The 26,881-nt window shown below is 70.3% G+C and carries 24 protein-coding genes; 14 read left to right on the plus strand and 10 right to left on the minus strand.

From position 1 onward, the window contains the following. Window positions 1-4: 4 nt before the first annotated feature. Window positions 5-280, minus strand: coding sequence for an HPr family phosphocarrier protein (locus BBA86_RS01110; protein WP_065569861.1), 276 nt, complete (start codon window positions 278-280; stop codon window positions 5-7). Continuing rightward, window positions 277-606 (minus strand): PTS sugar transporter subunit IIB, encoded by a 330-nt coding sequence (locus tag BBA86_RS01115; protein ID WP_065569862.1) that lies wholly within the window; start codon window positions 604-606, stop codon window positions 277-279. The genes BBA86_RS01110 and BBA86_RS01115 overlap by 4 nt, the downstream gene beginning before the upstream one ends. Before the next feature lie 140 nt (window positions 607-746). Between BBA86_RS01115 and BBA86_RS01120 the strand changes: the two genes are divergently transcribed. Then, entirely contained in the window at window positions 747-2,639 is a 1,893-nt protein-coding gene (locus tag BBA86_RS01120) for a BglG family transcription antiterminator (RefSeq protein WP_065569863.1), read from the plus strand. 437 nt (window positions 2,640-3,076) lie between these two features. Here the strand turns inward: BBA86_RS01120 and BBA86_RS01125 are convergent, their stop codons facing one another. Genes BBA86_RS01125 through BBA86_RS01135 form a run of 3 tightly spaced genes read right to left on the minus strand, consistent with a single transcriptional unit; the run spans window position 3,077 to window position 6,140 of the window. Continuing rightward, window positions 3,077-3,652: a GNAT family N-acetyltransferase gene (locus tag BBA86_RS01125; protein ID WP_065569864.1), complete on the minus strand. Its 576-nt coding sequence runs from the start codon at window positions 3,650-3,652 to the stop codon at window positions 3,077-3,079. Continuing rightward, on the minus strand, window positions 3,649-5,313 hold the full coding sequence (locus BBA86_RS01130) for a phospho-sugar mutase (RefSeq protein WP_065569865.1): 1,665 nt from the start codon (window positions 5,311-5,313) through the stop codon (window positions 3,649-3,651). Before BBA86_RS01130 ends, BBA86_RS01125 begins: the two co-directional genes overlap by 4 nt. Then, window positions 5,310-6,140, minus strand: a complete 831-nt coding sequence (locus tag BBA86_RS01135; protein WP_065569866.1) for a purine-nucleoside phosphorylase — start codon at window positions 6,138-6,140, stop codon at window positions 5,310-5,312. The genes BBA86_RS01130 and BBA86_RS01135 overlap by 4 nt, the downstream gene beginning before the upstream one ends. A 92-nt stretch (window positions 6,141-6,232) precedes the next feature. Between BBA86_RS01135 and BBA86_RS01140 the strand changes: the two genes are divergently transcribed. Together BBA86_RS01140 and BBA86_RS01145 are read left to right on the plus strand one after the other, a co-directional pair. Further along, window positions 6,233-7,684 carry an NAD(P)H-quinone dehydrogenase gene (locus tag BBA86_RS01140; protein ID WP_065570150.1) on the plus strand — a complete coding sequence of 484 codons (1,452 nt, stop codon included), beginning with the start codon at window positions 6,233-6,235 and terminating at the stop codon, window positions 7,682-7,684. A 167-nt stretch (window positions 7,685-7,851) separates the two neighbouring features. Next, complete coding sequence (locus tag BBA86_RS01145; protein WP_189318395.1) at window positions 7,852-9,981, plus strand: FG-GAP-like repeat-containing protein; 2,130 nt, start codon at window positions 7,852-7,854, stop codon at window positions 9,979-9,981. A 9-nt stretch (window positions 9,982-9,990) separates the two neighbouring features. On the opposite strand, the gene BBA86_RS01150 is transcribed toward BBA86_RS01145, so the two are convergent. The 3 genes from BBA86_RS01150 to BBA86_RS01160 form a co-directional block, all read right to left on the minus strand. Then, complete coding sequence (locus BBA86_RS01150) at window positions 9,991-10,437, minus strand: hypothetical protein (protein ID WP_141677821.1); 447 nt, start codon at window positions 10,435-10,437, stop codon at window positions 9,991-9,993. Window positions 10,438-10,477: 40 nt separating this feature from the next. After that, window positions 10,478-12,259 (minus strand): acetyl/propionyl/methylcrotonyl-CoA carboxylase subunit alpha, encoded by a 1,782-nt coding sequence (locus BBA86_RS01155; protein WP_065569869.1) that lies wholly within the window; start codon window positions 12,257-12,259, stop codon window positions 10,478-10,480. Between the two features lie 171 nt (window positions 12,260-12,430). Further along, window positions 12,431-13,087: a Maf family protein gene (locus BBA86_RS01160; protein ID WP_065569870.1), complete on the minus strand. Its 657-nt coding sequence runs from the start codon at window positions 13,085-13,087 to the stop codon at window positions 12,431-12,433. Window positions 13,088-13,128: 41 nt separating this feature from the next. On the opposite strand from BBA86_RS01160, the gene BBA86_RS01165 reads away from it, so the two are divergent. Genes BBA86_RS01165 through BBA86_RS01180 form a run of 4 tightly spaced genes read left to right on the plus strand, consistent with a single transcriptional unit; the run spans window position 13,129 to window position 17,359 of the window. After that, entirely contained in the window at window positions 13,129-14,409 is a 1,281-nt protein-coding gene (locus tag BBA86_RS01165) for a class I SAM-dependent RNA methyltransferase (RefSeq protein WP_065569871.1), read from the plus strand. A 16-nt stretch (window positions 14,410-14,425) separates the two neighbouring features. Continuing rightward, window positions 14,426-15,082, plus strand: a complete 657-nt coding sequence (locus BBA86_RS01170) for a response regulator transcription factor (protein ID WP_065569872.1) — start codon at window positions 14,426-14,428, stop codon at window positions 15,080-15,082. Next, complete coding sequence (locus BBA86_RS01175) at window positions 15,072-16,286, plus strand: ATP-binding protein (RefSeq protein ID WP_065569873.1); 1,215 nt, start codon at window positions 15,072-15,074, stop codon at window positions 16,284-16,286. Before BBA86_RS01170 ends, BBA86_RS01175 begins: the two co-directional genes overlap by 11 nt. Further along, window positions 16,283-17,359 carry a hypothetical protein gene (locus tag BBA86_RS01180; RefSeq protein WP_065569874.1) on the plus strand — a complete coding sequence of 359 codons (1,077 nt, stop codon included), beginning with the start codon at window positions 16,283-16,285 and terminating at the stop codon, window positions 17,357-17,359. Before BBA86_RS01175 ends, BBA86_RS01180 begins: the two co-directional genes overlap by 4 nt. Window positions 17,360-17,583: 224 nt before the next feature. On the opposite strand, the gene BBA86_RS01185 is transcribed toward BBA86_RS01180, so the two are convergent. Further along, window positions 17,584-17,811 carry an acyl-CoA carboxylase epsilon subunit gene (locus BBA86_RS01185; RefSeq protein ID WP_065569875.1) on the minus strand — a complete coding sequence of 76 codons (228 nt, stop codon included), beginning with the start codon at window positions 17,809-17,811 and terminating at the stop codon, window positions 17,584-17,586. Next, entirely contained in the window at window positions 17,808-19,397 is a 1,590-nt protein-coding gene (locus BBA86_RS01190; protein ID WP_411267683.1) for an acyl-CoA carboxylase subunit beta, read from the minus strand. The genes BBA86_RS01185 and BBA86_RS01190 overlap by 4 nt, the downstream gene beginning before the upstream one ends. A 137-nt stretch (window positions 19,398-19,534) precedes the next feature. On the opposite strand from BBA86_RS01190, the gene BBA86_RS01195 reads away from it, so the two are divergent. The 7 genes from BBA86_RS01195 to BBA86_RS01225 form a co-directional block, all read left to right on the plus strand. Continuing rightward, entirely contained in the window at window positions 19,535-20,317 is a 783-nt protein-coding gene (locus BBA86_RS01195) for a biotin--[acetyl-CoA-carboxylase] ligase (RefSeq protein ID WP_065569877.1), read from the plus strand. A gap of 81 nt (window positions 20,318-20,398) precedes the next feature. Then, window positions 20,399-20,953 carry a PH domain-containing protein gene (locus BBA86_RS01200; RefSeq protein ID WP_065569878.1) on the plus strand — a complete coding sequence of 185 codons (555 nt, stop codon included), beginning with the start codon at window positions 20,399-20,401 and terminating at the stop codon, window positions 20,951-20,953. Between the two features lie 54 nt (window positions 20,954-21,007). Continuing rightward, window positions 21,008-22,135, plus strand: coding sequence for a 5-(carboxyamino)imidazole ribonucleotide synthase (locus tag BBA86_RS01205; RefSeq protein WP_065569879.1), 1,128 nt, complete (start codon window positions 21,008-21,010; stop codon window positions 22,133-22,135). A gap of 97 nt (window positions 22,136-22,232) precedes the next feature. After that, window positions 22,233-22,700 carry a 5-(carboxyamino)imidazole ribonucleotide mutase gene (gene purE / locus BBA86_RS01210; RefSeq protein WP_065569880.1) on the plus strand — a complete coding sequence of 156 codons (468 nt, stop codon included), beginning with the start codon at window positions 22,233-22,235 and terminating at the stop codon, window positions 22,698-22,700. Between the two features lie 25 nt (window positions 22,701-22,725). Then, window positions 22,726-24,180, plus strand: a complete 1,455-nt coding sequence (locus tag BBA86_RS01215; protein ID WP_065569881.1) for an LCP family protein — start codon at window positions 22,726-22,728, stop codon at window positions 24,178-24,180. Between the two features lie 19 nt (window positions 24,181-24,199). Further along, the gene (locus BBA86_RS01220; RefSeq protein WP_065569882.1) at window positions 24,200-25,309 is read left to right on the plus strand and encodes a glycosyltransferase; all 1,110 of its coding nucleotides are present in this window, start codon (window positions 24,200-24,202) and stop codon (window positions 25,307-25,309) included. Window positions 25,310-25,400: 91 nt separating this feature from the next. After that, window positions 25,401-26,881 (plus strand): SH3 domain-containing protein (locus BBA86_RS01225; protein ID WP_411267684.1); only part of this gene is annotated, 1,481 nt, incomplete at its 3' end.

A 26,881-nucleotide genomic window follows, 5' to 3' on the forward strand; every position in this document is an offset into this window, starting at 1 on the left:
TCCCTCAGGCGTCGTGGTCGGTGGTCAGAAGTTCGGTGAGGGCGTCGAGTACCTCTTCGGCGTTCGTGCCGTCTGCGGTGAGCGTCACGTAGTCGCCGTTCTCGGCGCCGAGCGAGATCACGCTGAGGATGCTGGCCGCGTTGACCGCTCCGCCGGATCCTTTCGAGATCGTGACGGGGATGCCGGCATCCTTCGCGGCCTGCGCGAACATCTTCGCGGGGCGGGCGTGCAGACCGTTGGAGGAGCCGATCCTCACGGTCCGGCTGGCCGGTGCGCTCATCGCGGGGTCCTTTCACTGCGGTCGGCGTCCATCGCCGCCGTCACGAGGGCGAGCGTGCGGGTTCCGTCACGATCGCCGAAGACGTCCTCCGGCAGCAGAACAGCACGCGCCTGTCGGGTGGCGGCATCCCGTTCGATGTCGGAGAGGGCGGAGGCGAGGTGCGGACCCACGAGCACCACGTCGCCGGCGTCGGCCTCCGTGGCGACCATGCCGGGCACTCCCGCGCGGACGAACAGGTCCCTGCCTTCGCGCTGTGCGGCGTGCCGCAGACGCTGGGCGACGAACGTGCTCGACGCACCGGCGCCGCAGACGACGAGGATCTTCATCGATCCGCCTCCTTGTCTCCTTGTCATTCTCATCCGACTCCCAGGAAGGGACAACCAGCCGTTCTTCCGCGGGGGAGGAAACCCCCTGGTCGCGCAGATGGTTGACTGGACGGGTGAGCCGGGCGAGACAGGACCAGGTCATGGCGCTCCTGATCCGGGATGCCGCGTGGCGAACGGCCGGCGAGCTCGCCGACGTCGTGGGAGTCACGCCCCGCAGCATCCGCTCCTACGTCGCCGCTCTCAACGCCCGCGTGCCGGGTGGGGATGCGGTCGAGTCCGGAGCCTCCGGCTATCGCGCCGGCGCAGGCGCTGCGGGCGCACTGCGGAAGGTCACCGAGGAGACGCCGCGCGACCGACTGCACCGCCTCGTGCGAGACCTGCTCGACGCCCCCGCCGGGGTCGACGTGTACGCCGCGGCGCAGCACTTCCATGTCAGCGAAGCGACGCTCGAGTCCGACCTCGGGCGGGTGCGCGCCCTGCTGAGCGGCACGCAGCTCACCCTGGAACGCTCCGCGGAACGGGTGCGACTCTCGGGCACCGAGATGGCCCAACGCCGTCTGCTCAGCCGTCTCGTCCACGACGAGATGGAGCAGGGCGCCTTCGACCTCCGGGCGCTCCGACGTGCACTGGGGGAGAACACCGCCGAGACCTCGGCCCTGGGCGCATTCAAATCCGAGCTGGTCGAGGGCCTCGGGGAGCTCGGCTACCTCGTCAACGAATTCGGGATCGGCGACGTCATGATGCACATCGCGATCGCCGCCGACCGGGTCGGACGGGGCCGCGGACTCGACGGTGCACCGGTCGGCGACTCCGCCGCCCGCAGCCGGATCGCCGACCTGCTCGACCGCCTCGCCGTGACGCACTTGGGCGTCCACCTCGGCGACGGTGACCGGGACCACCTGGCCGCGCTCGTCCAGACGCGCGTCGTCGCACCGGGCGCCGCGGAGCCCGACGCCGTCATCCGCGATCGACTGGATGCCGACGTCGAAGCGGCCGTGCGCGCGGTCGTCGCGCGTGCGGCATCCGAGTTCCTCGTCGACATCGACCACGACGACTTCATCCTGCGGCTGTCCCTGCACGTCCAGAACCTGCGCCAGCGCGCCCAGGACCGAGCGTGGTCGCGGAACGCGCTCACCCGGTCGCTGAAGTCGAGCTACCCGATGATCTTCGACGTCGCCGTCTTCATCGCCGAGCAGCTCCGCGTCGTCGTCGGTGCGCCGCTCCACGAGGACGAGATCGCTTACATCGCGATGCACGTCGGCGGCCGTCTGGAGCGCTCGCGCCAGTCGGCGCGTCTGCTGACGGCGACGCTCGTCTGCCCCGGCTACTACGAGATGCACGAGCTGCTGCGCGCGAGCATCGATCGTGCCCTCGGCCGCGAGATCGAGGTCGTCGCGGTCGAGACGCGCGTCGACCCCGATTGGGCAGGGGTCGACACCGACCTCGTGCTCACGACGATCGATCCTCCCGAGCCCTCCGAGCGGGTCGTGCGGATCCAGCCCTTCCTCACCGAGCCCGACGTGGAACGCGTGCAGGTGGCCGCCGCTCGCGCGCGCCGAGCGCGGCGCCTCGCGGGGCTGCGCGCAGAGCTCGAGCGCTACTTCTCGCCCGATGCGTTCGTGTCGCGGCTGCCCGCCGACGCCGACGAGGAGACCGTCATCCGCGGTCTCGGCGGGCTGCTGGCCGCGCAGGGCGTCATCACCGAGGACTACGTGGACCGCACGCTGGAGCGGGAGCGGATCTCGTCGACGGCGTTCACCGACGCGCTCGCCGTCCCGCACGCCATCGGCATGACCGCCACGCGCACGGCGATCGCGGTCGGTCTCGCGGACCCGTCGATCCGATGGGGCGACGGGCGCGTGCAGGTCGTTGCGATGGTGGCGTTCTCCGAGTCGGATCGCGAGGCGTTCCAGACCGTCTTCGAGCAGTTCGTCGAGGTGTTCAGCGAGCGCGACAGCGTGCAGCGGATCCTCCGCCGCGGCACGAGCTTCGCCGGCTTCCTCGACGAGCTCGTCGCGGTTATCGACGGCTGATCAGTCCGCGAGGCGCGCGTCGAGCCCCACGCGGCTTAGCGCCGGACCTTGACGGTTTTGTAGCAGTACGAGTACCAGGCAAGAAGGCCCCCCGTGAGGTTGCCTGCCGGCTTTGCGCAGAAGCCAGACGTTCTGCGGTAGGTCGTTTCTGTGTAGCAGTCAGACCATCCGCTGACGGTGTAACAGTAAGACCTTGAGCTTTCCTTAACCCAGGTCTGCCCGGTCGGGTTGTACGGCACGGCTTGCGCGGGAGCTGCGCCGGTTATCCCGGCGAGGAGTAGACCGATTGTCACCATCGCAGTTGTCACAGTCCGAGGAAGACCTCGCCGCGACGCGCTTGACTGATTTGCACTATCCATCGGTGTTCCCCCTTGGGCATGATGAACCTTCATCCCGAAGCTAGCGTGAGCCAGGAGATGCAACAAGAGACCGGCTGATCAGCCCGCGAGGCGCGCGTCGAGTCCCATCCGGACGCCCGGCCACTCGTGCGGGAGGATCGAGAACACGACGGTGTCGCGGATCGTCCCGCCCGGTCCGATCCGGTGGTTGCGCAGCACGCCGTCCTGACGGGCGCCGAGCCGTTCGATCGCAGCGCGGGACTGCCGGTTGTGCCACGAGGTCCGGAACTCGACCGCGATCGCCTCGCACGCCTCGAACGCGTGCGCGAGCAGCAGGCGTTTGGCCGTCGTGTTCACCTCGGTGCGCTGCACCTCACGCGCAAGCCACGTGTACCCGATCTCGACGCGGCGGTTGGTTGCGTCGATGTCGCAGAACGTGGTCATGCCCTGCGGGCGACCGTCGACGACGACCGTGAACGGATTCATCCGGCCCGCGTCCCGCTCCGCGAGGCGCCGCGTGATCTCGTCGGGGACGGATGCCGGGATCGACGTGTACCAGGCGTACTCGAGTCCCTCGCGGGCCGATGCCAGCGCGTCCGCATGCGACGGATCGAGCGGCACGAGCTCGACCCGGCCGTGTCGGAGGGTGACCGGTTCGGTCAGCGCGGTCGTCATGCCTGCGCCGCGTCGAGCAGGGAGCGGACGCCGGCATCGACGGCCGCGAGCCGGGCTGCGGCGTCGTCCGCGGACTCGCCGCGCACGTCGAGGTAGGCCTTCAGCTTCGGCTCCGTGCCGCTCGGCCGGACGATGACGCGCGAGCCGTCCGCGAGCCACAGGCGCAGGACGTCGCCGCGGGGCGAACCCTCCGGCGCCGCCAGCAGGTCCTCCGTGCGGTCGACGGAAACCGAGCCGACGGATGCCGGGGGCGCCGCCCGCAGCGCCGTCATGATGCGGCCGATGACCGAGACGTCGTCGACACGGATCGAGACCTGGCCGCTCGCGAAGTGCCCGAAGGTCGCCGCGGACTCGTCGAGCAGGTCGCCGAGCGTCCTGCCCTCCTCGCGCGCCTCGGCGACGAGGCCGAGGATCGCGACCGCTGCCGAGATACCGTCCTTGTCGCGCACGGTGCCCGGGTTGACGAGGTAGCCGAGTGCTTCCTCGAAGCCGTAGACGAGCCCCGGTGCGCGGGAGATCCACTTGAATCCCGTGAGGGTCGCCGTGAAGTCGAGGCCGTAGTGCTCGGCGATCGTCTGCAGACCGGGCGAGGAGACGAGCGAGCAGGCGAGGGTCCCCGACGTTGCGGTGCGAGCGGCGCGCCAGCCGAGCAGCAGTCCGACCTCGTTGCCGGTCAACCGGCGCCAGCCGCCCGGGGCCGCCGCATCCGGGATCGCGACGGCGAGCCGATCGGCGTCGGGATCGTTCGCAACGATGAGCTCGGCGCCTGCCTCGCGGGCGGTCTCGACGGCGAGGTCCATCGCGCCCGGCTCTTCCGGGTTCGGGAAGGCGACGGTGGGGAAGCGTCCGTCGGGCTCGATCTGCGCCGTGACGACGGTCGGTGCGGGGTACCCCGCCGTCTCGAGCACGCGAGCGAAGGTCTCGTGTCCCACGCCGTGCATCGCGGTGTAGACCCAGTTCAGGCCGGCGGCACCCGCGGGTGCGGGGGCGACCAGGGCCGTGGCGTTCACGTACGCCTCGACGACGGACTCGTCGGAGGTCTCGTAGTCGTCCGAGCGGGCGATCGCACCGAGGTCTGCGCGCGCGGCGACCTCGTCGATGTGCGCCGCGATCTCGGCATCCGCCGGCGAGACGATCTGGGCGCCGTCGTCGTCGCCGCCGAGGTAGACCTTGTAGCCGTTGTCGTCGGGCGGGTTGTGGGACGCCGTCACCATGACGCCGGCCGACACGCCGAGGTGACGCACCGCGAAAGCGAGGACGGGCGTCGGCAGCAGGCGGGGGAGGAGGACGGCGCGGAGCCCCGCGCCGGCGAAGATCTCGGCGCTGTCGCGGGCGAAGACGTCCGAGTTTCGGCGTCCGTCGTAGCCGATGACGACCGAGGGGGTCTCGCCGCCGGCGCGCTCGCGCAGGTACGCGGCGAAGCCGGCGGCCGCCTGGCTCACGAGCACGCGGTTCATGCGGTTGGAGCCCGCCCCGAGCGCACCGCGCAGGCCCGCTGTGCCGAAGGCGAGGCGGGTGTCGAAGCGGTCGTGGAGGTCGGCGGTCGCCGCGTCGTCGCCGGATTCGGCGCGCGCGATCAGATCCGCGAGCTCTGCGCGGGTCGCCTCATCCGGGTCCTGCGCGAGCCACTGCCGCGCGGTCTCGAGTACGCCCCCGCTCACAGGACGCCGATCACGCGGGCGAGCAGGTCCGAGATGACGGGCTCGGCGTCGCGACCGGCTTCGAGGACCTCCTGGTGGCTGAGCGGGGTCGACTGGATGCCGGCGGCGAGATTCGTGATGAGCGAGAAGCCGAGGATCTCCATGCCCGCCTGACGCGCGGCGATAGCCTCGAGGGCCGTCGACATCCCGACGATGTGTCCGCCGATGGCCTTCGCCATCTGGACCTCCGCCGGGGTCTCGTAGTGGGGTCCGCGGAACTGGCAGTAGACACCCTCGTCGAGGCTCGGGTCGATCGTGCGCGCGAGGTCGCGCAGCCGCGACGAGTAGAGATCGGTGAGGTCGATGAAGGTCGCCCCCTCGAGAGGGGAGTCGGCGGTGAGGTTGATGTGGTCGCTGATGAGGACGGGCTGTCCGGGCGACCACGATTGCTTGATACCGCCGGCGCCGTTGGTCAGGACCATGATCTTCGCCCCGGTTGCAGCGGCGGTGCGCACGCTGTGCACGACCCGGCGGACGCCGTGGTTCTCGTAGTAGTGGGTGCGCGCGCCGATGACGAGAACGCGCTTGCCGTCGGGGGCGAGGATGCTGCGTATCGACCCCACGTGCCCCGCGAGCGCCGGCTTGCTGAAGCCGGTGACCTCTGTTGCGTCGAGCGTCGCGGTGGTCTCGCCGATGAGTTCGGCGGCCTTGCCCCATCCGCTTCCCAGGGTCAGGGCGATGTCGTGGCGTGCCACGCCGGTGAGGCGGGCGATGTCTGCTGCGGCGGTGTCAGCGACCTCGAACGGGTCGATGGCGGGGTCGTCGAGCGGGTGGGTCTCCTCGTGCATGCTCCCACTCTAGGAACCGCCGGAGCCCCTGGCCACACGGCGGTGGCGCGGCGCGGCGCGCGGACCCCCTGCAGCCTGAAAGAATGATCCACATGTCTGTGAGCTTCGAGACCACCCAGAGTGTCGCCATCATCGGCGGCGGCCCCGGCGGATACGAGGCGGCTCTCGCAGCAGCCCAGCTGGGAGCCGAGGTGACTCTCGTCGAGCGCGCAGGAATCGGCGGGTCCGCTGTCATCACCGACGTCGTGCCGTCGAAGACGCTGATCGCCACGGCCGACGCCGCCGTCGCGATCCGCGGTGCCTCCGATCTCGGCGTGCACCTGTTCGCGCGCGGCGACAGCGGCAAGCCGCTCAAGCCCGAGATCGCCATCAACCTGGGCGCGGTCAACAAGCGACTCCTCTCCCTCGCCCGTCAGCAGTCCGACGACCAGCGCGCGCAGCTCGTGGACGCCGGCGTCCGCATCATCTCCGGTCACGGGCGTCTCGACGGCACGCACGCCGTCGTCGTCTCGACCGGCCCGGGCGGGACCGACTTCGACCGCGTCGAGGCCGACACCCTCGTCGTGTCGGTCGGCGCATCGCCGCGCGAACTGGACAGCGCCAAGCCCGACGGGGAGCGCATCCTGACGTGGACGCAGCTCTACAACATGACGAGCCTCCCCGAGCACCTCATCGTGGTGGGGTCGGGTGTCACCGGCGCCGAGTTCGCGGGCGCGTACATGAACCTCGGCTCGAAGGTCACACTGATCTCCAGCCGCGACCAGGTTCTCCCCGGCGAGGACTCCGACGCAGCAGCGGTGATCGAGAAGGTCTTCACCCGCGGCGGCATGGAGGTGCTGTCGAAGTCCCGCGCCGAGAAGGTCGAGCGCACGAAGGACGGCGTCGTCGCGACGCTGTCCGACGGCCGCACCGTGGAGGGCAGTCACTGCCTCATGGCCGTCGGATCGATCCCGAACACCGCCGGCATCGGACTGGAGGATGCCGGGGTGCAGCTCACCGGCTCCGGTCACATCCAGGTCAACCGCGTCGCGCGGACCTCGGTCCCCAACATCTACGCCGCCGGCGACTGCACCACGTTCCTCCCGCTCGCCTCGGTCGCCGCGATGCAGGGACGGATGGCGGTCTTCCACGCGCTCGGCGACACCGTCATCCCGCTCGAGAAGCACCGCGTGACGGCTAACATCTTCACCGCTCCCGAGATCGCGACGGTGGGTCGTCAGGAGCGCGACATCGAGTCGGGCGCCGTCAACGGCACCGTCCACAAACTTCCTCTGGCCGCCAACGCGCGCGCCAAGATGATGGGGGTCAAGGACGGGTTCGTGAAGATCATCGCGCGCGAGGGATCGGGCACCGTCATCGGTGGTGTCATCGTCGCGCCGCGCGCGTCCGAACTGATCTACCCGATCGCGATCGCGGTGGAGCGGCGACTCACCGTCGACCAGCTCTCTCGCGTGTTCGCGGTGTTCCCCTCGCTCGCGGGCAGCATCACCGACGCGACGCGCGCGATGCACCAGGTCGCCCGCGACGAGGACACGTACAGCTGAACTCGGCTATCGGTGCCGCCGCGCCGGCGTCAAGCCCCCCGACGGGGGACGACGCCGACGTAGAGTGAGAGCGTCCTGGGGAGGACGAGCTGATCTGGGGAGACCCGGAGACACCTATGCGCGCACCAGCCAGAACCATCCTGAGCATCGCCGTCGCAGGAGCGGCCGTGTTGGCCTCCCTGCCGTTGTCGGCGGGCACGCTGCCGGAGCCGTCGCCGACCTCGTCGCCATCCGGCGCATCGGGTGCCGACGGGACCCCGACGCCCACGCCGGACGCGTCACCGACGCCGACACCCGAGCCGCCCGCCGATCCCACGCCGGCCCCCAGCCCGTCGGCGGGCCCGGAATCGACCCCCGAGATCTCGCCCTCACCGTCACCGTCATCCGAGGTGGTTCCGGAGGACGACCACGAGCACGACGGCCCTACTCTGCCGCTCACCCGGGAGCTGCCACCGGACTCGTCGGTGCCGGTCGCGCCTCTCCGTCTCACCGTCCCGCAGTACGGACCGCAGCCGGTGTTCCGCCTGCCCTTCGCCCCCGGGATCCGGTGGGGCGCCAGCGGGTCCCACTCCGACAGCGACGGCATCAATCGGGGCGCGATCGACTTCTCGCCGCTGTCCTCCAAGGACCGTGCTGTGCGCACCGTCGCGGCCGGAACGGTCTACCGGGTCCGGTGCAGCACCGGGTGGTTCCTGGGGGTCGACCACGGCGGCGGGTGGATGTCGGAGTACTACCACCTCACCAATGCCAAATCCGCGCTCGTCGGCCAGTGGGTGGAGGCCGGGACGACCATCGGCACCGCCGGTCAGACGCTGCCGTGCGGCGGCACACCGGGCGACAGTGCGCACGTGCACCTGTCCATCCTCAATGCCGCGCTGGACGTGCCGAGCGGCAAGCGCAAGTACGTCTCGGTCAGCGGCATCCAATTCGACAACTACACGCTGCGTGACTCGAGCGGTGCCTACAACGGCGTCTGGCGGAACCTCCAGGGTGACGTCGTGCTGACGGCGCGCCGGGTGACCTGCTGCTTGACGGCGTCCAGCCGGGTCGGCCCGACCGGCGGGTCGACCCTGCCCGACACCGACGGCAACGGGATCGACGACTACTCCGACGCGACCGCCTGGGACACCGATCTCAACAGCAACGGCCTGCCCGACCTCGTCGCCTTCGGCGGTTCGGGGGCCTACACCGCATTCGGCAACGGACGAGGCTTCACCTCGCGGCAGCTCGGCCTGAACAACTTCGGGACGTCGAAGGGCTGGCAGCGCTCGACGCATCCGCGCATGGTCCTCGATGTGACCGGCGACGGCAGACCCGACATCGTCGGCTTCGGCGCGGCGGGCGTCTCGGTCGCGACGGGGACCGGCGGGAGCACTTTCAACGCCGCCCGGAGCTGGGTGAAGGAGTTCGGTACCGACCAGGGTTGGCGCGTCGGGGTGCATCAGCGCATCGTCGTCGACGTCACGGGCGACGGCAGACCCGACATCGTCGGTTTCGGGGGCGCCGGCGTCTGGGTCGCCCGCAACACCGGCTCCTCGTTCGCGAAGCCGGCCCTCTGGTCGCGCGAGATGGGCTCGAGCGATGCGGCCGGCGGGTGGGTCGCGTCGCGGCATCCGCGGTACGTCGTCGACGTGACGGGCGACGGGCGTCCCGACCTGGTCGGCTTCGGCGCGAAAGGCGTGTACGTGGCCCGCAACACCGGCTCGGGATTCGCGCCCATGACCCTCGCTGTGGCTGAGTTCGGCACGGGCCAGGGGTGGGGTGTCGTGAACCATCCGCGTCGCGTGATGGACATCGACGGCGACGGCAAGCCGGACATCGTCGCCTTCAGCGCGCGCGGCGTCCTGGTGGCGCGCGGCACGGGGTCCGGATTCGCTCAGCCCGTCCGATGGACGTCGGCCTTCGGGACGGACGCCGCCTCGGGCTCCTGGCGGGGCAACGTGCACTCACGGACGTTCGCCGACGTGAATGGTGACGGACGGCTCGACATCGTCGGCTTCGGCTCGACGCGCACCTACGTCGCCCTGAACCGGGGGAGCTCGTTCGGTCCGTCGACGGTGTGGACGACCAACTTCGGCTCTCGCGAATGGACGCCGGGGTGGATGCCGCGGAGCGTCGTCGACGTCAATCGCGATGGGCGTGCCGACATCGTCGGGTTCGGGCGCGACGGAGTGCAGGTCGCCCTGAGTACGGGATCACGGTTCGGGGCGGCGACGCACTGGTCGGACGGTTTCGGCTGGGACAGCTCGGCCGGGGGATGGCGCGTGTGGGGAAACCCCCGGGCGGTCGCGTTCTGACGCCCGCGGTCACCGTTCGATCGTGAGCTCCTGCAGCGCCGTCGCGTGCAGGTACGTACGCGCGGGCGCGGTCGCGGAGACGGTGACGGCATTTACGGCGGGCGCGCCGAGCGTGATGCTGTGCGGTTCCTCGTCGCAGACGATCTCCTGCTCGGTCCTCGCGCCCCCGGCGAGGGTGACGTGGACGGACGCGGTCACTCCGCCGAAGCAGCGGACATCCACCCGCGACACCTCCGTCGGCTGGGCGAAGTCCATCCTGACGTCACCGGCATCCGATCCTCCCGGGCCGATCTGCATGCCCACGACGCCGATGGATCCGGGGCCGTCGGACTCCGCCGCGACGACGGCGTCGTACCACTCCTGTGCGGCGTCGAGATCCACGCTCGGCGCACTCGCGCATCCCGTGAGCAGGAGCCCCACGGCAGCGAGCGCGAGTGGGATTCGCGGATTCGTCATCCCCACACGATAGGCGCGCCGAGCGTGTCGCGGTCGGTCGTCAGGAGATCGTGAGCAGTTGGTGACCCGCGGAAACGGTCGCGCCCGCCTGAGCGTTGATCGCGCCGACGACACCGTCCTTGTGCGCCTGGATGGGCTGCTCCATCTTCATCGCCTCGAGGACGACGACCAGATCGCCCTTGACGACCTGCTGTCCCTCCTCGACGGCGATCTTGACGACGGTCGCCTGCATCGGCGAGGCGACCGAGTCGCCGCCCCCGCCGGACACGGCGGTCGACGCGTGCGAGCGACGCGACGGCGGCACCGCGACGGGCCGGCCGACCGCGGTGGGAGTCTGGGTGAGGCGGTCCGGGAGGCTCACTTCGAGGCGCTTCCCCGAGACCTCCACGACCACCGTGTGACGGGTCTCCGGATCGGCGGCGGGTCCGGCTTCGCCGTCCCACGCGGGGATGTCGTTGTCGAACTCCGTCTCGATCCAGCGCGTGAAGACGCCGAACGTGCCGTCCTCGCCCGTGAAGGCGGGGTCGCGCACGACCTTGCGGTGGAACGGCAGGACCGTCGGCATGCCGGCGACCTCGAATTCGTCGAGCGCTCGACGCGAGCGCTCGAGCGCCTCCTCGCGGGTACGGCCCGTGACGATGAGCTTGCCCAGGAGCGAATCGAACGCGCCCGAGACGCTGTCGCCGGCGGTCACGCCGGAGTCCAGGCGCACGCCGGGGCCGCCGAAGGTCTTGAAGACGTGGATGTCGCCGGGAGCAGGAAGGAAGTTCCGGCCCGGGTCCTCGCCGTTGATGCGGAACTCGAAGGAGTGGCCCACGGGCTCGGGGTCGGCGTAGTCGAGGGTGCCGCCCTCGGCGAGCCGGAACTGCTCGCGGACGAGATCGATGCCGGTGACCTCCTCGGAGACCGGGTGCTCGACCTGGAGGCGCGTGTTGACCTCGAGGAAAGAGATGGTGCCGTCGGCTCCGATGAGGAACTCGCACGTCCCCGCGCCGACGTAGCCGACCTCCTTGAGGATGGCTTTCGACGACGAGTAGAGGATCTCGTTCTGCTCGGAGGTCAGGAAGGGTGCGGGAGCCTCTTCGACGAGCTTCTGGTGACGGCGCTGGAGTGAGCAGTCGCGGGTCGAGACCACGACGACATTGCCCTCGGCATCCGCGAGGCACTGCGTTTCGACGTGGCGGGGCTTGTCGAGGTACTTCTCGACGAAGCACTCGCCTCGGCCGAAGGCGGTGATCGCCTCGCGGGTGGCCGACTCGAACAGCTCCGCGACCTCCTCGAGTTCGCGGGCGACCTTGAGGCCGCGGCCGCCGCCGCCGTAGGCCGCCTTGATGGCGATGGGGAGGCCGAACTCCTCAGCGAAGGCGATGACCTCGTCGGCGCCGGAGACGGGGCCCGGGGTGCCGGGAGCGAGGGGAGCGCCGACCTTCTCCGCGACGTGGCGGGCGGTGACCTTGTCGCCGAGCGATTCGATCGCCTCGGGGGAGGGGCCGATCCAGATGAGGCCTGCGCCGATGACGGCGCGGGCGAACTCGGCGTTCTCGGCCAGGAAGCCGTAGCCGGGGTGAACGGCATCGGCGCCGGAGCGGCGGGCGACCGAGAGGATCTTCTCGATCGACAGGTACGTCTCGGCGCTCGTCGCGCCGCCGAGGGCGTAGGCCTCGTCGGCCAGGCGGGCGTGCATCGCGTCGCGGTCCTGGTCGGCGTACACCGCCACCGAGGCCTTCCCCGAGTCGCGCGCGGCACGGACGATGCGCACCGCGATCTCGCCGCGGTTGGCGATCAGCACTTTCGAGATTCGGGTGGTCACGCTCTCAGGCATGGCTTCGAGCCTACCCAGGTGGATGCCGGGTTCTTTGGATCCCTCGCACAAAGTCATGCGGGATTCGTGTCGCAGAGTCCACTACGCCGGGGTTGTCCCTGCCGTGTTCCACTACGCCGGGGTTGTCCCTGCCGTGTTCCACTACGCCGGGGTCGTCCCCGCCGTGTTCCACTACGCCGGGGTCGTCCCCGCCGTGTTCCACAGCGACGTCCACTCCACGCCGAGCTCGCGAACCAGACGGCGCAGGGTCGACAGTGACATCCCGACGACGGTGGACGGGTCTCCCTCGACGCGTTCGATGAAGGCACCGCCGAGGCTGTCGACCGTGAAGGCGCCGGCGACCAGCAGGGGTTCTTCCGTCGCCACGTAGGCGTCGATCTCGGCATCCGTCACATCGGCCGCGAAGGAGACGGATGCCGCGGCCACCGCATGGGCCTCGGTGAGGGTTCCGCCGGGGCCGACGCGGAACACGCTGTGGCCGGAGTGCAGGACGCCGGTGCGCCCGCGCATGGACTGCCACCGTGCCCGAGCCGCCTCCGGTGTGTAGGGCTTGCCCAGGACCTCGCCGTCGAGCTCGAACATCGAGTCCCCGCCGACGACGAGGCCCTCGAACCCCTCGTCGGCGAGCATCCCGGCGACGTCGGCGGCCTTTCGTCGCGCGAGGAGGAGGACGTGCTCCGCGGGCGGGAGAGTGCGGCCCTCAGCCGCCTCCGTCGCGGCGATCACCGCCTCCTCGTCGACCCGGGGGGACCGCGTCGCGGGTTCGATGCCGACCTGGCGCAGGAGCATGAGGCGGGCGGGGGAGGTGGAGGCGAGGCACACGCGCATGCACACCACGGTAGCCGCGGGCGGTGTGACAGCATCGGAGGATGCAACCCGGAGACCTCCTCGACCTCGACATCACGGCTGTCGCCCACGGCGGCGTCTTCGTCGCCCGTCACGAGAACCGGGTCGTCTTCGTCTCGGACGCGGTCCCCGGCGAGCGCGTCCGCGTCGCCCTCACCGACACGAAGAAGTCGTCGTTCTGGCGCGGTGACACGGTGGAGGTCCTGGATGCCTCCCCACACCGCCGTCCCCACGTGTGGTCGCCCGCCGATGTCGGGACGCCTCCCATGGATCGCCCCGGCGGGGCTGACTTCGGCCACATCGCCCTCGATCACCAGCGCGAGCTCAAAGCAGAGGTGCTCCGCGACGCCCTCGCCCGCTTCGCCGGGTCCACGGCGCCGGTGACGATCGAGCCGCCGATCGCGCAGACCAAGGGCGACCGGCTCGTCGAAGAATCCCCCGATGGCACCGGATGGCGCACGCGGGTGAGCCTGCACGTCGACGAGGACGGCCGCATCGGACCCTACGCCGCCCGCAGCCACCGCGTCATCCCCGTCGGCGAGCTCCCGCTCGCCACCCCCGGCATCACTCGAGCGATGGCGCGGCGGCAGGGCGGGTCGCCGGGCAGGCTCGACCTCGTCCAGCCCGCGGACGGCCGGGTCCGCGTCATCTCCAGCCCCGAGCCCACCCGTTCCCGCCGGCCCGGTCCCATCGACCCCGCGGCGCGGGAGGTCGTCGTCGAGACGGTCGGCGACCGGGAGTTCCAGGTGGATGCCGGTGGTTTCTGGCAGGTCCACCGTCTCGCGGCCGGGACGCTCCACGACGCGGTCGCCTCGGCCGTGACCGGATCCGTGGACCCCGATGGCTGGCACCTCGATCTGTACGGCGGGGTAGGCCTCCTGGCGGCATCCGTCGCGGGCGTCGGCGGCCCCGGGACCCGGATCACCTCCGTCGAATCCGATCCGCGGGCAACCGAGCACGCCGGTGAGAACCTCGCCGCGTGGATCGGTGCCCGTGCGGAGACCGCTCGCGTGGATCGCTGGCTCGGCCATCTCGTGGAGACCGCGACACCTGCTCAGCGTGCGCGGCTCGGGCGGGGCACCGTCGTCCTCGACCCGCCGCGGGCGGGTGCGGGCAAGGACGTCGTCGAGCGGCTCGTGGCTCTCTCCCCGGATCGCATCGTCTACGTCGCGTGCGATCCCGTCGCCCTCGCCCGGGACCTCGGCACCTTCGCCGCACACGGCTACACGGCGCCGTCGATCCGTGCGTTCGACCTCTTCCCGCATTCGCATCACGTCGAAGCGATCGCCGTCCTGACGCGGTGACGGATAAGGTGAGCGCATGATCCGCGTCGCCCTGATCGACGACCACGAATCCGTGCGACTCGGCCTCGAGGCCGCCTGCAGCCGCACGGGTCAGATGCGCGTCGTCTTCTCGGGCGAGAGCGTCTCGGCATACCTCGATTGGCGCACTCTCACACTCGAGCAGCCCGCCGACGTCGTCGTGCTGGATCTGACGTTGGGTGATGGTGCGACGGTCACCGAGAACGTCACGCGCGTCGTTCACGACGGCTCGCCCGTCATCATCCACAGCGTCGCGGATCGTCCCGCGGCCGTCCGTGAGGCACTCGTCGCGGGCGCTGCCGGTGTCGTGAGCAAGGCCTCGCGGATCGACGAGGTGATCTCCGCCGTCGACACGGTCGCGCGCGGCGAATCGCTCGACAACGTCGAATGGGCGTCGGCGATCGACGGTGATCGCGCGTTCGCCGATGCGCAGCTCTCGTCGCGCGAGCGCGATGTGCTTCGTCTGTACGCCGCGGGGCTTCCCCTCAAGACCGTCGCCGAACGGCTCGGGGTGGCCTACTCCACGGCTAAGGAGAACATCACCCGGGTCCGGGTCAAGTACGTCGAGGTCGGACGTCCCGCACCCACCAAGGTGGATCTCCTCCGACGCGCGATGGAGGACGGTCTCGTCGCAGAGGACTCCGGTGGCGCCTGAGGTCGCGACGACCGGGATGCTGACGATCCCGCCGGATTCGACCTTCTTCTCCCGCGAACGCGTCGAGCGCATCCTCGCGTTCGTCGTGGCCGTCGGATCCACCGTGCTGGGCGTTCAAGCCCTGTTCCACGCGATCGGCTCGGCACAGGAGGATCCCACCTGGAACGTCGTGTTCACCGCTGCGACCTTCGGACCCCTTGTCCTGATGGTCGCGGCCGGGGTCGCCGGGCGGTTCTACCGCATCCTCGCAGCCATCTTCGCCATCGTATTCCCTCTCGTGCTGCTGGCCTGGCCGGTCGCGACGGCCGGGCGCGCGGCATCCGCTGAGGGTGAACCGTGGGTCTGGTACCTGCTGAACGTCGCCACCGTCGCGACGGTGCTCGTCTTCCCGCTCGTACTCCAGTACGTCTGGTGCGCCATGATCCCGATCCTGTACGGCGTCGCCCGGCTCATCCAGATCGGGACGGGCGTGGAGAACGTCATCCAGGTGTCGCGCCAGGTCGTGTACGCCATCATCCTCGCCGTCGTCATGACGATGATCGGGTGGATGCTTCGCCTCCTCGCCGAGCGATTGGATCGCACCCGCGAAGAGGCGGTGCGCTCCTACGCGGCGGCGGCCGCCGCGGACGCCGTCGAGCAGGAGCGCATCTCGGTGGCGGCCCTCATGCACGACAGCGTCCTGGCGGCGCTGATCGCAGCGGAGCGCGCCGCGACCCCGCGCGAGCGCGACCTCGCGGTTGGCATGGCGCGCGACGCCCTCACGCGACTCGCCAACGCCGATCGTGATGCGGAGGAAGGGCCGGACGAGCCGGTCGAGCCGATGTTCCTGGCCGACGGCATCCGCGAGGCGGCCCTGGAGCACGACGTCGAGATCGATCTGCGGCTCGCGATCGATCCCCGGGCTCAGGCGCTGCCGGGCCGCGTCGCGCGCGCGCTCGTGCTCGCGGCGGCACAGGCGGTCGTCAACGCGATCGAGCACGCCGACGGCGCGGGGCTGCACGCAGAGTTGACGGCGGACGATCGCCGCGTCGTGGTCCGGGTCATCGACACCGGGGAGGGGTTCGACGTCCACGCCGTTCCCGAGGACCGGCTGGGGATCAGCGGGTCGGTGGTCGCCCGCGTCGCCGCCGTCGGCGGCCAGGCGAAGGTGCGCAGCTCCCGACGCGGCACGATCGTCGATCTGCGCTGGGAGTACCCGCGATGAACATGCGCGTCCATACCGGACTCTCGATCGTGGCGGTCGTCTTCACCGCCTATCTCGCCGTCGGCGGGCTCGTGTGGACATCCCCCGTGTCGCAGCCGGCGCTGTTCATCGCTGCGCTGTCGCTCTACCTCGTCACGACATGGCTCTGCGTGTTCTGGGACTTCGCCCCGCGCCCGGCCGGGGCGGAGCCCCGAGGGGAGGAGGCCCCCGCAGGCGCGCTGCCCAAGGGGGCGTCCTTGCCGCTCTGGCTGTGCGTGCTGGTTCTCGCCACCACGGTCCTCGTACCCCTGGCTACCTGGTCGGCCGTCGACGAGGGCGCGAGGCTCCAGCCGTTCGCGACGTGGAGCCTCGGCGGGATCGGCGCCCTGCTCACGATCGTCACCGTACGGCGGCGCCCGCTGTACGCCTGGATCGGCGTCGTCCTCCTGGGCGTCTCGTCCTCGCTGTGGATCGGTCTTCCGAACTCGCTCGCGCTCGGACTCGTCGGCGCCGCCGTCTGGGTCATCGTGGCTCAGCTCCTGACGGGCCTCGTCGATCGCGCGGCGGTGGACACTGCCGAGCTGACCGGCATCCAGCGTCGGTCGTTCGAATGGCTCGCGAGCCAGGAAGGGCGTCGACGGGAGCGCCGGGTGCGGGTGCAGCAGGCGCTCGCCGTCGCGGGACCCCTTCTCATCCGCACCATCGAGTCGGACGGCGACCTGGAACCCGAGGAGCGCGAGCGTGCGCGCCTGGCGGAGGGGTCGCTCCGAGATGAGCTGCGGGGACCGCGCCTGCTCGATGAAGCGGTGCGGGCCCGGCTGCAGCAGGCGCGATTGCGGGGGAGTACCGTCACCGTGCTGGACGAGGGCGGATTGGATGCGGTGAGCCCCGCCGCGCTGGAGCGGATCCGCGCCGATCTGGCCGAGGCCCTGGCCGGCGCGTCGTCGGAACGGATCTACATCCGCACGTCACCGCATCCGCGCGTCGCAGTCACGGTCGTGGGTCGCTCACGCCGCCGGGAGGACCCGGACGGCGACGAGGTCGTCGATCTGTGGCACGAGATCGCCCATCCGCGTCCGACCCTCGACCGCTGAGCACGGCGCGATCCGAATCCGGAGGCGGGAAGAGAAGAGGCGAGGGGCGGCGAAGCCGCCCGCCCCTCGCCATGCGAGTGGTTACCCGAAAACCGACCCGCACATGCCGATCCGCGCTCTGAGGGATACGGATCGACAGAACGCAGAAGCGTTCCAGCGGTATTAGTCTGACTGATCGTCAAAACCGTGTCTGTAGGTACTTTGGGGGACACGTCGAACGGTTGTCAGCCGGCCCAGCGTCCCCAGGGCACGTCTCGGCGGATCCCGCTGTGGATCCCGCGACCGGACGCCCGCCACGCCGAGACGGCAGGCTCGTCGGCGACCGCCGTCTGCGCCTCGCGGACGACCGCCTCACTGACGACGGCGATCACCGCCGCCAGTTCCTCGGGACTCGCGTCTCCCCGCCGCACCTGCAGGGGTGCGGCGGTCGCGGCGTCGTCGGGCAGGGTCACAGCGGGATGTTCCCGTGCTTCTTGGCGGGCTGGCTCGCGCGCTTGCCGCGGAGGGCACGAAGCGCCTTCGCGACCGCGACGCGGGTCTGCGCCGGCTCGATGATCCCGTCGAGCTCGCCGCGCTCGGCGGCGAGGAACGGCGAGGCCACGTTGTAGGTGTATTCGTTCGCCAGTCGCGTGCGCACGGCGGCGACGTCCTCGCCGGCCTCCTCGGCCCGCTTGATCTCACCGCGGTAGAGGATGTTGACCGCGCCCTGGCCGCCCATGACGGCGATCTCGGCCGTCGGCCAGGCGAGGTTGATGTCGGCGCCGAGCTGCTTGGAACCCATGACGATGTAGGCGCCGCCGTAGGCCTTGCGGAGGATGACGGTGACGAGGGGGACCGTCGCCTCCGCGTAGGCGTAGAGCAGTTTCGCGCCGCGACGGATGACACCGGTCCACTCCTGGTCGGTTCCCGGCAGGTACCCGGGGACGTCGACGAGGGTGAGGATCGGGATCGAGAACGCATCGCAGAAGCGCACGAAGCGGCTGGCCTTCTCGCCTGCATCGATGTTCAGCGTCCCCGCCATCTGAGACGGCTGGTTCGCGATGATGCCGACCGTGCGACCTTCGATCCGGCCGAATCCGATGACGATGTTCGGCGCGAACAGCGGCTGGACCTCGAGGAAATCGCCGGCGTCGACGATGTGCGAGATGACCTCGTGGATGTCGTAGGGCTGGTTCGGAGAGTCGGGGATGACGGTGTTCAGTACGCGGTCGGAGTCGGTCGTCTCGAACTCGAATCCCGATTCGTACCCCGGGGCGTCCGACATGTTGTTGTCGGGGAGGAATCCGATGAGCGTGCGCGCGTAGTCGATCGCGTCGTCCTCATCCTCTGCGAGGTAGTGCGCGACGCCCGAACGCGTGTTGTGCGTGTGTGCGCCGCCGAGCTCCTCCATGCCGACGTCCTCGCCGGTGACCGTCTTGATGACGTCGGGGCCGGTCACGAACATCTGGCTGGTCTTGTCGACCATGATCACGAAGTCGGTGAGCGCGGGGGAGTAGACGGCGCCGCCGGCGGCGGGACCCATGATGAGGGAGATCTGCGGGATGACACCCGAGGCTGCGGTGTTCAGCCGGAAGATCTCGCCGTACTTGCCCAGGGCGACGACACCCTCCTGGATGCGGGCGCCGCCGGAGTCGAGGATGCCGATGATCGGGATGCCGCTGCGCAGTGCCAGCTCCATGACCTTGATGATCTTCTCGCCGGCCACTTCGCCGAGCGACCCGCCGAAGGTGGTGAAGTCCTGCGAGTAGACGGCGACGGTGCGGCCGTGGATCGTGCCGGTGCCGGTGACGACGGAGTCGCCGTACGGCCGGGAGCGGTCCATGCCGAAGGCGGTCGTGCGGTGTCGCACGTACTCGTCGAGCTCGACGAACGAGCCGGGATCGACCAGCAGCTCGATCCGCTGACGAGCGGTCAGCTTCCCCTTCGCGCCCTGCTTGGTGCGGGCGGTCTCCTCGGCGGAGACGACGGCTTCTTCGTAGCGTGCACGCAGGTCGGCGATCTTGCCGGCGGTCGTGAACAGGTCGGGCTGATCGGTCACGCGTTCCACCCTAGCGAGCGCATCCGCGGCGGCGTTGGATACGGGCGACAATCGCCGGGCGGATCCGCTGTGGCATCCCTCAGATCACCGCTGTCAACCCGAGCACGGAGATCGCGGCTCAGCTCTAGGGTGGCGGCATGTCGATCCCCGAGAACGGATACCCCCGGGCCGCTGCGGTGACCCCCCGCCTCCACGTCGTCCCGAGCGTCGATTCGACGAACAAGATGCTTCTGAAGGACGCGTTCGACGACCCCGACGCACACCCTCATCTCTCGGTCGTCGTCACACGCGACCAGCGCGCAGGCCGCGGACGCCTCGACCGGACCTGGGTCACGCCGCCGGACTCGGCGCTCGCCGTCTCGGTCCTGCTGCGCGTCGACGCGGTGCCCGTTGCGGCGAGAGGGTGGATCCCGCTGGTCGCAGGCGCGGCTATGACATCAGCCGTGCGCGCCCAGCTCGAGGATCGCGAGGTCGGCCTGAAGTGGCCGAACGACGTCCTCGTCGGGGGCCTCAAGATCTGCGGCATCCTCGCCGAGGTCATGCCCGGTGACCCGCATGCCGTCGTGGTCGGTGCCGGCGTCAACACGCGGATGACGGCCGCCGAGCTCCCGGTCCCGACCGCGACCTCGTTCGCGGCCCTCTCCCGCACGGCCGACGAGGATCGCCTTCTCGAGGACTACCTCACGAGGCTTCGCGACGGGATCGCCGATCTCGCCGTCGGTGGAACGGCCGCGGGCCTCGCGACGACGGCGGTCCGCGACGCGTGCACGACGATCGGGTCCGACGTGTCCGTGTCCCTTCCCGACGGATCCACCCTCATCGGGTCGGCGCAGGCCATCGACGACGAGGGTCGCCTCGTGGTCGAGGCTGCGGGGGTCACCCACGTCGTCTCCGCCGGCGATGTCGTCCACGTGCGGTGACGCCGCCGACCGGAGCGGCCACTCCAGGCCACCCGGGCGCGTCGGCGGTGGCCTGTCGGCGGGGCGCGTCATGATGGTCGTGTGAGCCAGCCCACCGCGTACCCCGGACGTCCCCGCACGCCCGCGCCCGGGACCGCGTCACCGGAACTCGTGGTCGCACGACTGCGACGCCACGCGCGGCGGATGTTCCTCCCCGCCCTCGTCCTCATCGCCACGGCCGGGGCGGCGGGATACTTCGCCGGCAACCTGCCCGCTCCATTCGAGGAGTGGATGATGTGGGCCGCGGCGGCGCTGGTGCTGGTCTTCCTGGTCGTCGTCCCGTACCTCCGCTGGCTGTCGCACACCTACACCGTGACGACGAGGCGGGTCATCGAACGGGCGGGGCTGGTGAACCGTCGCCGCACCGACATCCCCCACGCGCGGGGCTACACGATCTCGGAGCGTCGCGGCCCGCTGCAGCGGTTGTGGGGGAGCGGCACGCTCGTCCTCGCGAACGGCGTCGACGAGCCGGTGCGACTGGTCGACATCCCCTCCGTGCGCCTCGTCCACGAGACCCTGTCGGATCAGGTCGAGGTCAGCCAGATCCTCGCGCACCGCGACTCCCACAGCATTCCGATCATCGACTCCGACGACTGAGCGCCACGACGCTCCTGCCGGATGCGCCAGGATGGTGTCGACGGGAGGAGCAGCATGGCACTGCAGATCGGAATCGTCGGAGGCGGACAGCTCGCGCGGATGATGATCGCGCCGGCCGTCGAGATGGGCATCGACGTCCGCGTGTTGGCGGAGCAGTCGGGGATGTCCGCGGGGTTGGCGGCCACTGCCGTGGGCGACTATCGCGACCTCGACACGGTGCTCGCCTTCGCGAAGGACGTCGACGTCATCACGTTCGACCACGAGCACGTGCCGCAGGACGTCCTCCGCGGCCTCGTGGACGCCGGCGTCGCCGTGCACCCGGGTCCGGATGCCCTCGCCTATGCGCAGGACAAGATCGACATGCGCACGAAGCTCTCCGAGCTGGGTCTGCCCCAGCCCGAATGGGCTGCCGTGACGGATGCCGCATCCCTCGACGCGTTCATCGCCGAGCACGGAGGGCGCGCGGTCGTGAAGACGCCGCGCGGCGGCTACGACGGCAAGGGCGTCCGCGTCGTTTCGAGCGCTGCCGACGTCGCCGACTGGATGGACGGACTCGAGTCGGGTGCCGCCCTCCTCGCCGAGGAACTCGTGCCCTTCACCCGCGAACTGGCCCAGCAGGTGGCTCGACGTCCCTCGGGTGATCTCGTCGTGTATCCCGTCGTGGAGACCGTGCAGCAGGGCGGTGTCTGCGCGGAGGCGATCGCGCCGGCTCCGAGTTCGGCGGGGCGCCTCGCGGACGTCGCCGCCGAGATCGGCGAAGCGGTCGCCACCGGCCTCGGAGTGACCGGGATGCTCGCGGTCGAACTCTTCCAGACGGGGGACGAGCGTCTCCTCGTCAACGAACTGGCCATGCGTCCCCATAACAGCGGACACTGGACGCAGGACGGATCGATCACGAGCCAGTTCGAGCAGCACCTGCGTGCGGTGCTGGACCTGCCCCTCGGTGACACCGCTCTGCGCGCGCCGCACGCGGTCATGGTGAACATCCTCGGCGGGCCGTCGGAAGGCTCGCTGGCCGACCGCCTGCCGGCGGCACTCGAGGCTCACCCCTCGGCGAAGGTTCACACGTACGGCAAGGATCCGCGACCCGGCCGCAAGGTGGGGCACGTCAACGTGGCCGGCGATGACCTCGACGACATCGTGTACCAGGCCCGTGCCGCAGCCGCGTTCTTCACCGATTGACCCGTGCCGTTCCGGGGTTCTCCAAGCTCGCACACCTAGCCTTGGTCGAGTGAACCGCCCCCTCCACTCGTCTTCCGCCCCTCTGATCGGCGTCGTGATGGGGTCCGACTCGGACTGGCGCATCATGTCCGACGCCTCGCAGGTGCTCACCGACTTCGGCGTCGCGCACGAGGTCGAGGTGGTCTCGGCCCACCGGACGCCTGACAAACTGCTGCGCTACGGGCGCGAGGCGCGGGATCGCGGACTGCGCGCGATCATCGCCGGAGCGGGCGGGGCCGCGCACCTTCCCGGGATGCTCGCGTCCGTCACGACCCTCCCGGTCATCGGCGTGCCGGTGCAACTGGCCACCCTCGACGGCCTCGATTCCCTCCTGAGCATCGTGCAGATGCCGGCCGGTATCCCGGTGGCGACGGTGTCGATCAACGGAGCCAAGAACGCCGGCCTCCTCGCGGTGCGGTTGCTCGGCTCCTCCGACCCGGACGTCGCCGACGCCGTCGCCGCGTACGCTGCCGACCTCGAGGTGCAGGTCGAGGAGAAGAACCGGCGCCTCAAGGATTCCCTGTGACCCGGCGCCGCGCGGGAGCAGCGCGATGAGCGTCCTCAGTCCGTCGCGCACGACGACGGCCGCCCCCCGAGGACGCGCGCTCGTCGAAGAGCGACCGCTCCGGCACCCCGACGTCGCTGCGCCGCGTGTCATGTCGCGACGGGCGTGGTGGCTCGTGGCATCCAATTTCCTGCTTCCGGGTTCCGCGCAGATCCTGGCAGGCAACCGGCGGTTCGGCCGCGTGGGCCTGATCGCGACGTTCGCGATGTGGATCGTGCTCGCGGCAGGCGTCCTCCTCGGGCTGATGTGGCGCTCGATGCTGACCTCGATCGTCGCGTCGGAGTGGACGCTCATCGGTGCGCAGGTGCTGCTGTGGGCGTATGCGGCGCTGTGGGTCGTCCTGACGATCGACACCCTCCGACTCGTTCGGCTCCCGCGCGTGCCCGGGCGCACGCGCGCGGCTGTCGTGGTCGCGGCCCTGGTGCTCGCGCTCGTGCCCGCCTCCGCCTCCGCCTACACGGCGCAGTCGGTGATCGCCCCGCTCCGGTCGGGGCTGGGGATCTTCGCCGACGGGCCGAGCGTCCCTCCCTCGGACGGCTACTACAACTTCCTCCTCCTCGGCGCCGACAGCGGGCAGGGGCGGGACTCCATGCGGTTCGACAGCATCTCCGTCGTCTCGGTGAACGCCGAGTCAGGCGCCGTCACGATCTTCGGCATCCCGCGCGACCTCCGCCATGTGCCGTTCTCGGACGGGCCCATGCGCGAGCTCTACCCCGACGGGTTCGAAGGACACTCGTCGTCGAGCTGCGGCTGGTCCTCGGGCATCAACCAGCTCACGAACGCGGTCGAGGTCTGCCGCGCAGACCGCGGCGCCAGCCTCTATCCGGACGCCGCGAAGCAGAACACCACGGCCGCCGTGGAGGCGACGAAGGACGCCGCGGAAGGAATCCTCGGCATCGACATCCCCTACCACGTGTTCATCGACATGAAGGGGTTCGCCGACCTGGTCGACGCGCTCGGCGGCGTCGACATCACCGTGAAGCAGCGCCTCCCCGAGGGCCCCGGTCCCCGCTACCGTGATCAGCCCGCCGAGGAGTGGGCGACGGGCTGGATCGAGAAGGGCGCGCAGCACATGGACGGGCAGACGGCTCAGTGGTACGCCCGTTCGCGCTACACGACGAGCGACTACGACCGCATGCGTCGCCAGCGCGAATTGCAGACCGCGATCCTCGCGCAGGCGACGCCCTCGACCGTGCTGACCCGATTCAGCGACATCGTGGCCGCCGGCAAGAACCTCGTGCAGACGGACATCCCCGATTCGCTCCTGCCCTACCTCGTCGACCTCGGCGCGAAGGCCAAAGGCCAGAAGGTCCAGGACCTCGAGCTGACGCCGGAGAGCGTCGGCTTCGACGCCGAGAACCCGACGTCGGACGACTGGCAGCGCATCCGTGGGATGGTCTCGACACTCCTGCACCCGCCGACACCGACCCCCGCACCGTGAGCGACCAGGGAGACCAGCGATGACCACTACTCTGCGGGTGGTGTTCGACCCGTCGGCTCCCGGGGTCGGGCCGGATGTCGTCGGTGCCTCGAGGGAACTGGCCGCGGCGCTCGTCACGACAGCGCCGAACGGATGCGACGTGCGCGCCATCGTTCCGAGCGACGGGGCCGACGAGTCTCTGCTCGCGGACGGCCTGACGGGACTCGATCGCCTGCCCGTGGGATCTGCGGCGGCGACAGCGCTGTGGCGCCGCGGTCTGCGCGCCGGCGCGGGCGACGGCCTCATCCACTCCGCGAGCCTCGCCGCGCCGCTCGTGAAACACGACCGGGTCCACGATCATGACCAGACCGTCGTGACCCTGTGGGACACGCGGGCATGGGATGCCCCCGACGACCTGCCGCGAGCGGACGCCGCCTGGGCACGTGCGATGCTGCGCCGCGCGGCGCGGCACGCCGACGCGGTCGTGGTGCCCACGCACGAACTCGCCCGTCGGGTGGCCGACCTCGCTCCTCTCGGGGACCGTATCCGGGTCATAGCGGGAGCTCCCGCCACGGCGCTGCGAGTCCCGTCCGACGAGGTCGGACGCCGTCGCGCCGCGGGAGTCCCGGAGGGTTACGTGCTGATGGCAGGATCCCTGGCCGCGTCGGATCGCCTTCGAACCGGCTTCGACGCCGTCGCGCGATCGGGGCGCGACACGGCCGTCGTGGTCATCGACGCGCCGGACGGTGAGGAGCCGGCCATCGCCGAGCTCGCCGCTGCGGCAGGCCTTCCCGAACGCCGCCTTCACGTGCGCGGACGCCTCGACGTCTTCGATCGGGCGGCGGTGCTGGCGGGGGCGGTTGCGTTCCTGGCGCCCTCGGACACGACGTCCTTCCCCTGGCGGACGCTCGACGCCCTGCGGCTGGGGGTTCCCATCGTCGCCGCGGACAGTGCGACGCATCGCGAGCTCCTGCTCGACGGGGCGGCCCTCGCACCCGGGGACGGCGAATCGCTCGGCGTCGAGCTGGCCGCCACGTTGGCGTCGACCGCCGCAGTGGACCGCCTGGCCGTCCTCGCCGCGGATCGGGGTCGTGCTTTCACGTGGATGGGCGCCGCGGAGCGCGTATGGCAACTCCACGCCGAACTCTGACCCCGCTGAGAAGGTCGTAGCGGCGGCGTGTCGTACTGCTGATCTTCGGGTCCGACTGGTAACACCGCGCGACATCAGTAACACTGTTCACATGCGCCTCACATCTTCCGTGCCCCGACGGTCCCTGCGGAGCATGGCGATGATGCTCGCGGCGCTCCTGTCTGTCTCGGTTCTGATGGCCGTCGCGCCGACGTCCGCCGCCCGCGCCGCCGAGCTCCCGCCGTCCATCACGGATGGCGGCTACATCATCAGCGACGCCGAATTCTTCAACGGGAACTCGATGACGGCGGCGCAGGCGCAGACGTTCCTCGAGACCCGCGTGCCCTCGTGCAAGGCGACGACCGGTCCCACGTGCCTGCGGAACTTCACCGCAGATCTCCCCGCGAAGGCGAAGGACGCCTACTGCAACGCCATCACCGGTAAGAAGAAGGTGCGCGCGTCCGAGATCGTCGTGACGGTCGGCAAGGCGTGCGGGATCAGCCCGAAGGTGATCCTCGTCATGCTCCAGAAGGAGCAGGGACTCGTCACCTCGACCAAGCCGACCGACTGGAGCTACCGTGCCTCGATGGGCATGAACTGCCCGGATACGGCGCCGTGCAGTGCGGCATCCGCCGGGTTCGTCAACCAGGTCTACCTGGGTGCACGTCAGCAGCAGGTCTATAAGAAGAACCCCACGAAGTACGGTTACCGCGCCGGGCAGGTCAACACGGTCAAGTGGCACCCGGACAGCGCGTGCGGGACGTCGAAGGTCCTCATCAAGAACCAGGCGACCGCGAACCTCTACATCTATACGCCGTACCGTCCCAACATCGCGGCGCTCGCAGCGGGCTACGCGCAGGGTGATGGGTGCTCGAGCTACGGCAATCGGAACTTCTACAACTACTACGTGCAGTGGTTCGCTCCTGGCGCGGTCCCGAACGCCACCGGCGCGCCGGCAACCGTCGCCGCCTGCACCGTTCCTGCAAAGGCCGACATCGTACCGGCCTCGGGAACGGCGACCGTGGCGACGGCGACGACCGCGCGGAAGGCGCCCGTCGCATCCTGCACGTCGGGGACGAAGGCACTGGCGACGTCCGCCGCCGTGACGGTCAAGGGCACGTACGGCTCGTGGGTGCAGGTCGCGAACGGGTCGGGCACGTTGTGGGTGGCGAAGTCCGCCCTGCGGATGCCGGGAGGCTCGCCCGCCGCCGGTTCGGATGCCTGCAAGCTTCCCGCGGAGTCGAGCATCACGAAGGCGTCGGGCACGGCCGTGGTCGTCACCGCGTCGCTGAACGCACGCAAGGCGCCCACCACGAGTTGCGAGACCGGCAAGCGATCGATCACGGATGGGCAGACGTATGCGCGAACGGGCACGTACGGTGCCTGGTGGAGGCTGACCGTCAGCGGATCGACGTACTGGGCGCACAGCGACTACCTCGCTCTCAAGACTGCACCGGCGCCGGTGTCGATGTTCACGACGGATGTGGTGCATTTGCGTCCGCAGAAGGCGCAGAGCGGGATGGCGGCGACGGCGCGTAAGGGTGAGCAGGTCTCGGTCGTGAAGGTCGAGGGTGCGTGGACTCAGGTGACGTT

Source organism: Microbacterium oleivorans, assembly GCF_001691565.1.
Taxonomy (GTDB): domain Bacteria; phylum Actinomycetota; class Actinomycetes; order Actinomycetales; family Microbacteriaceae; genus Microbacterium; species Microbacterium oleivorans_B.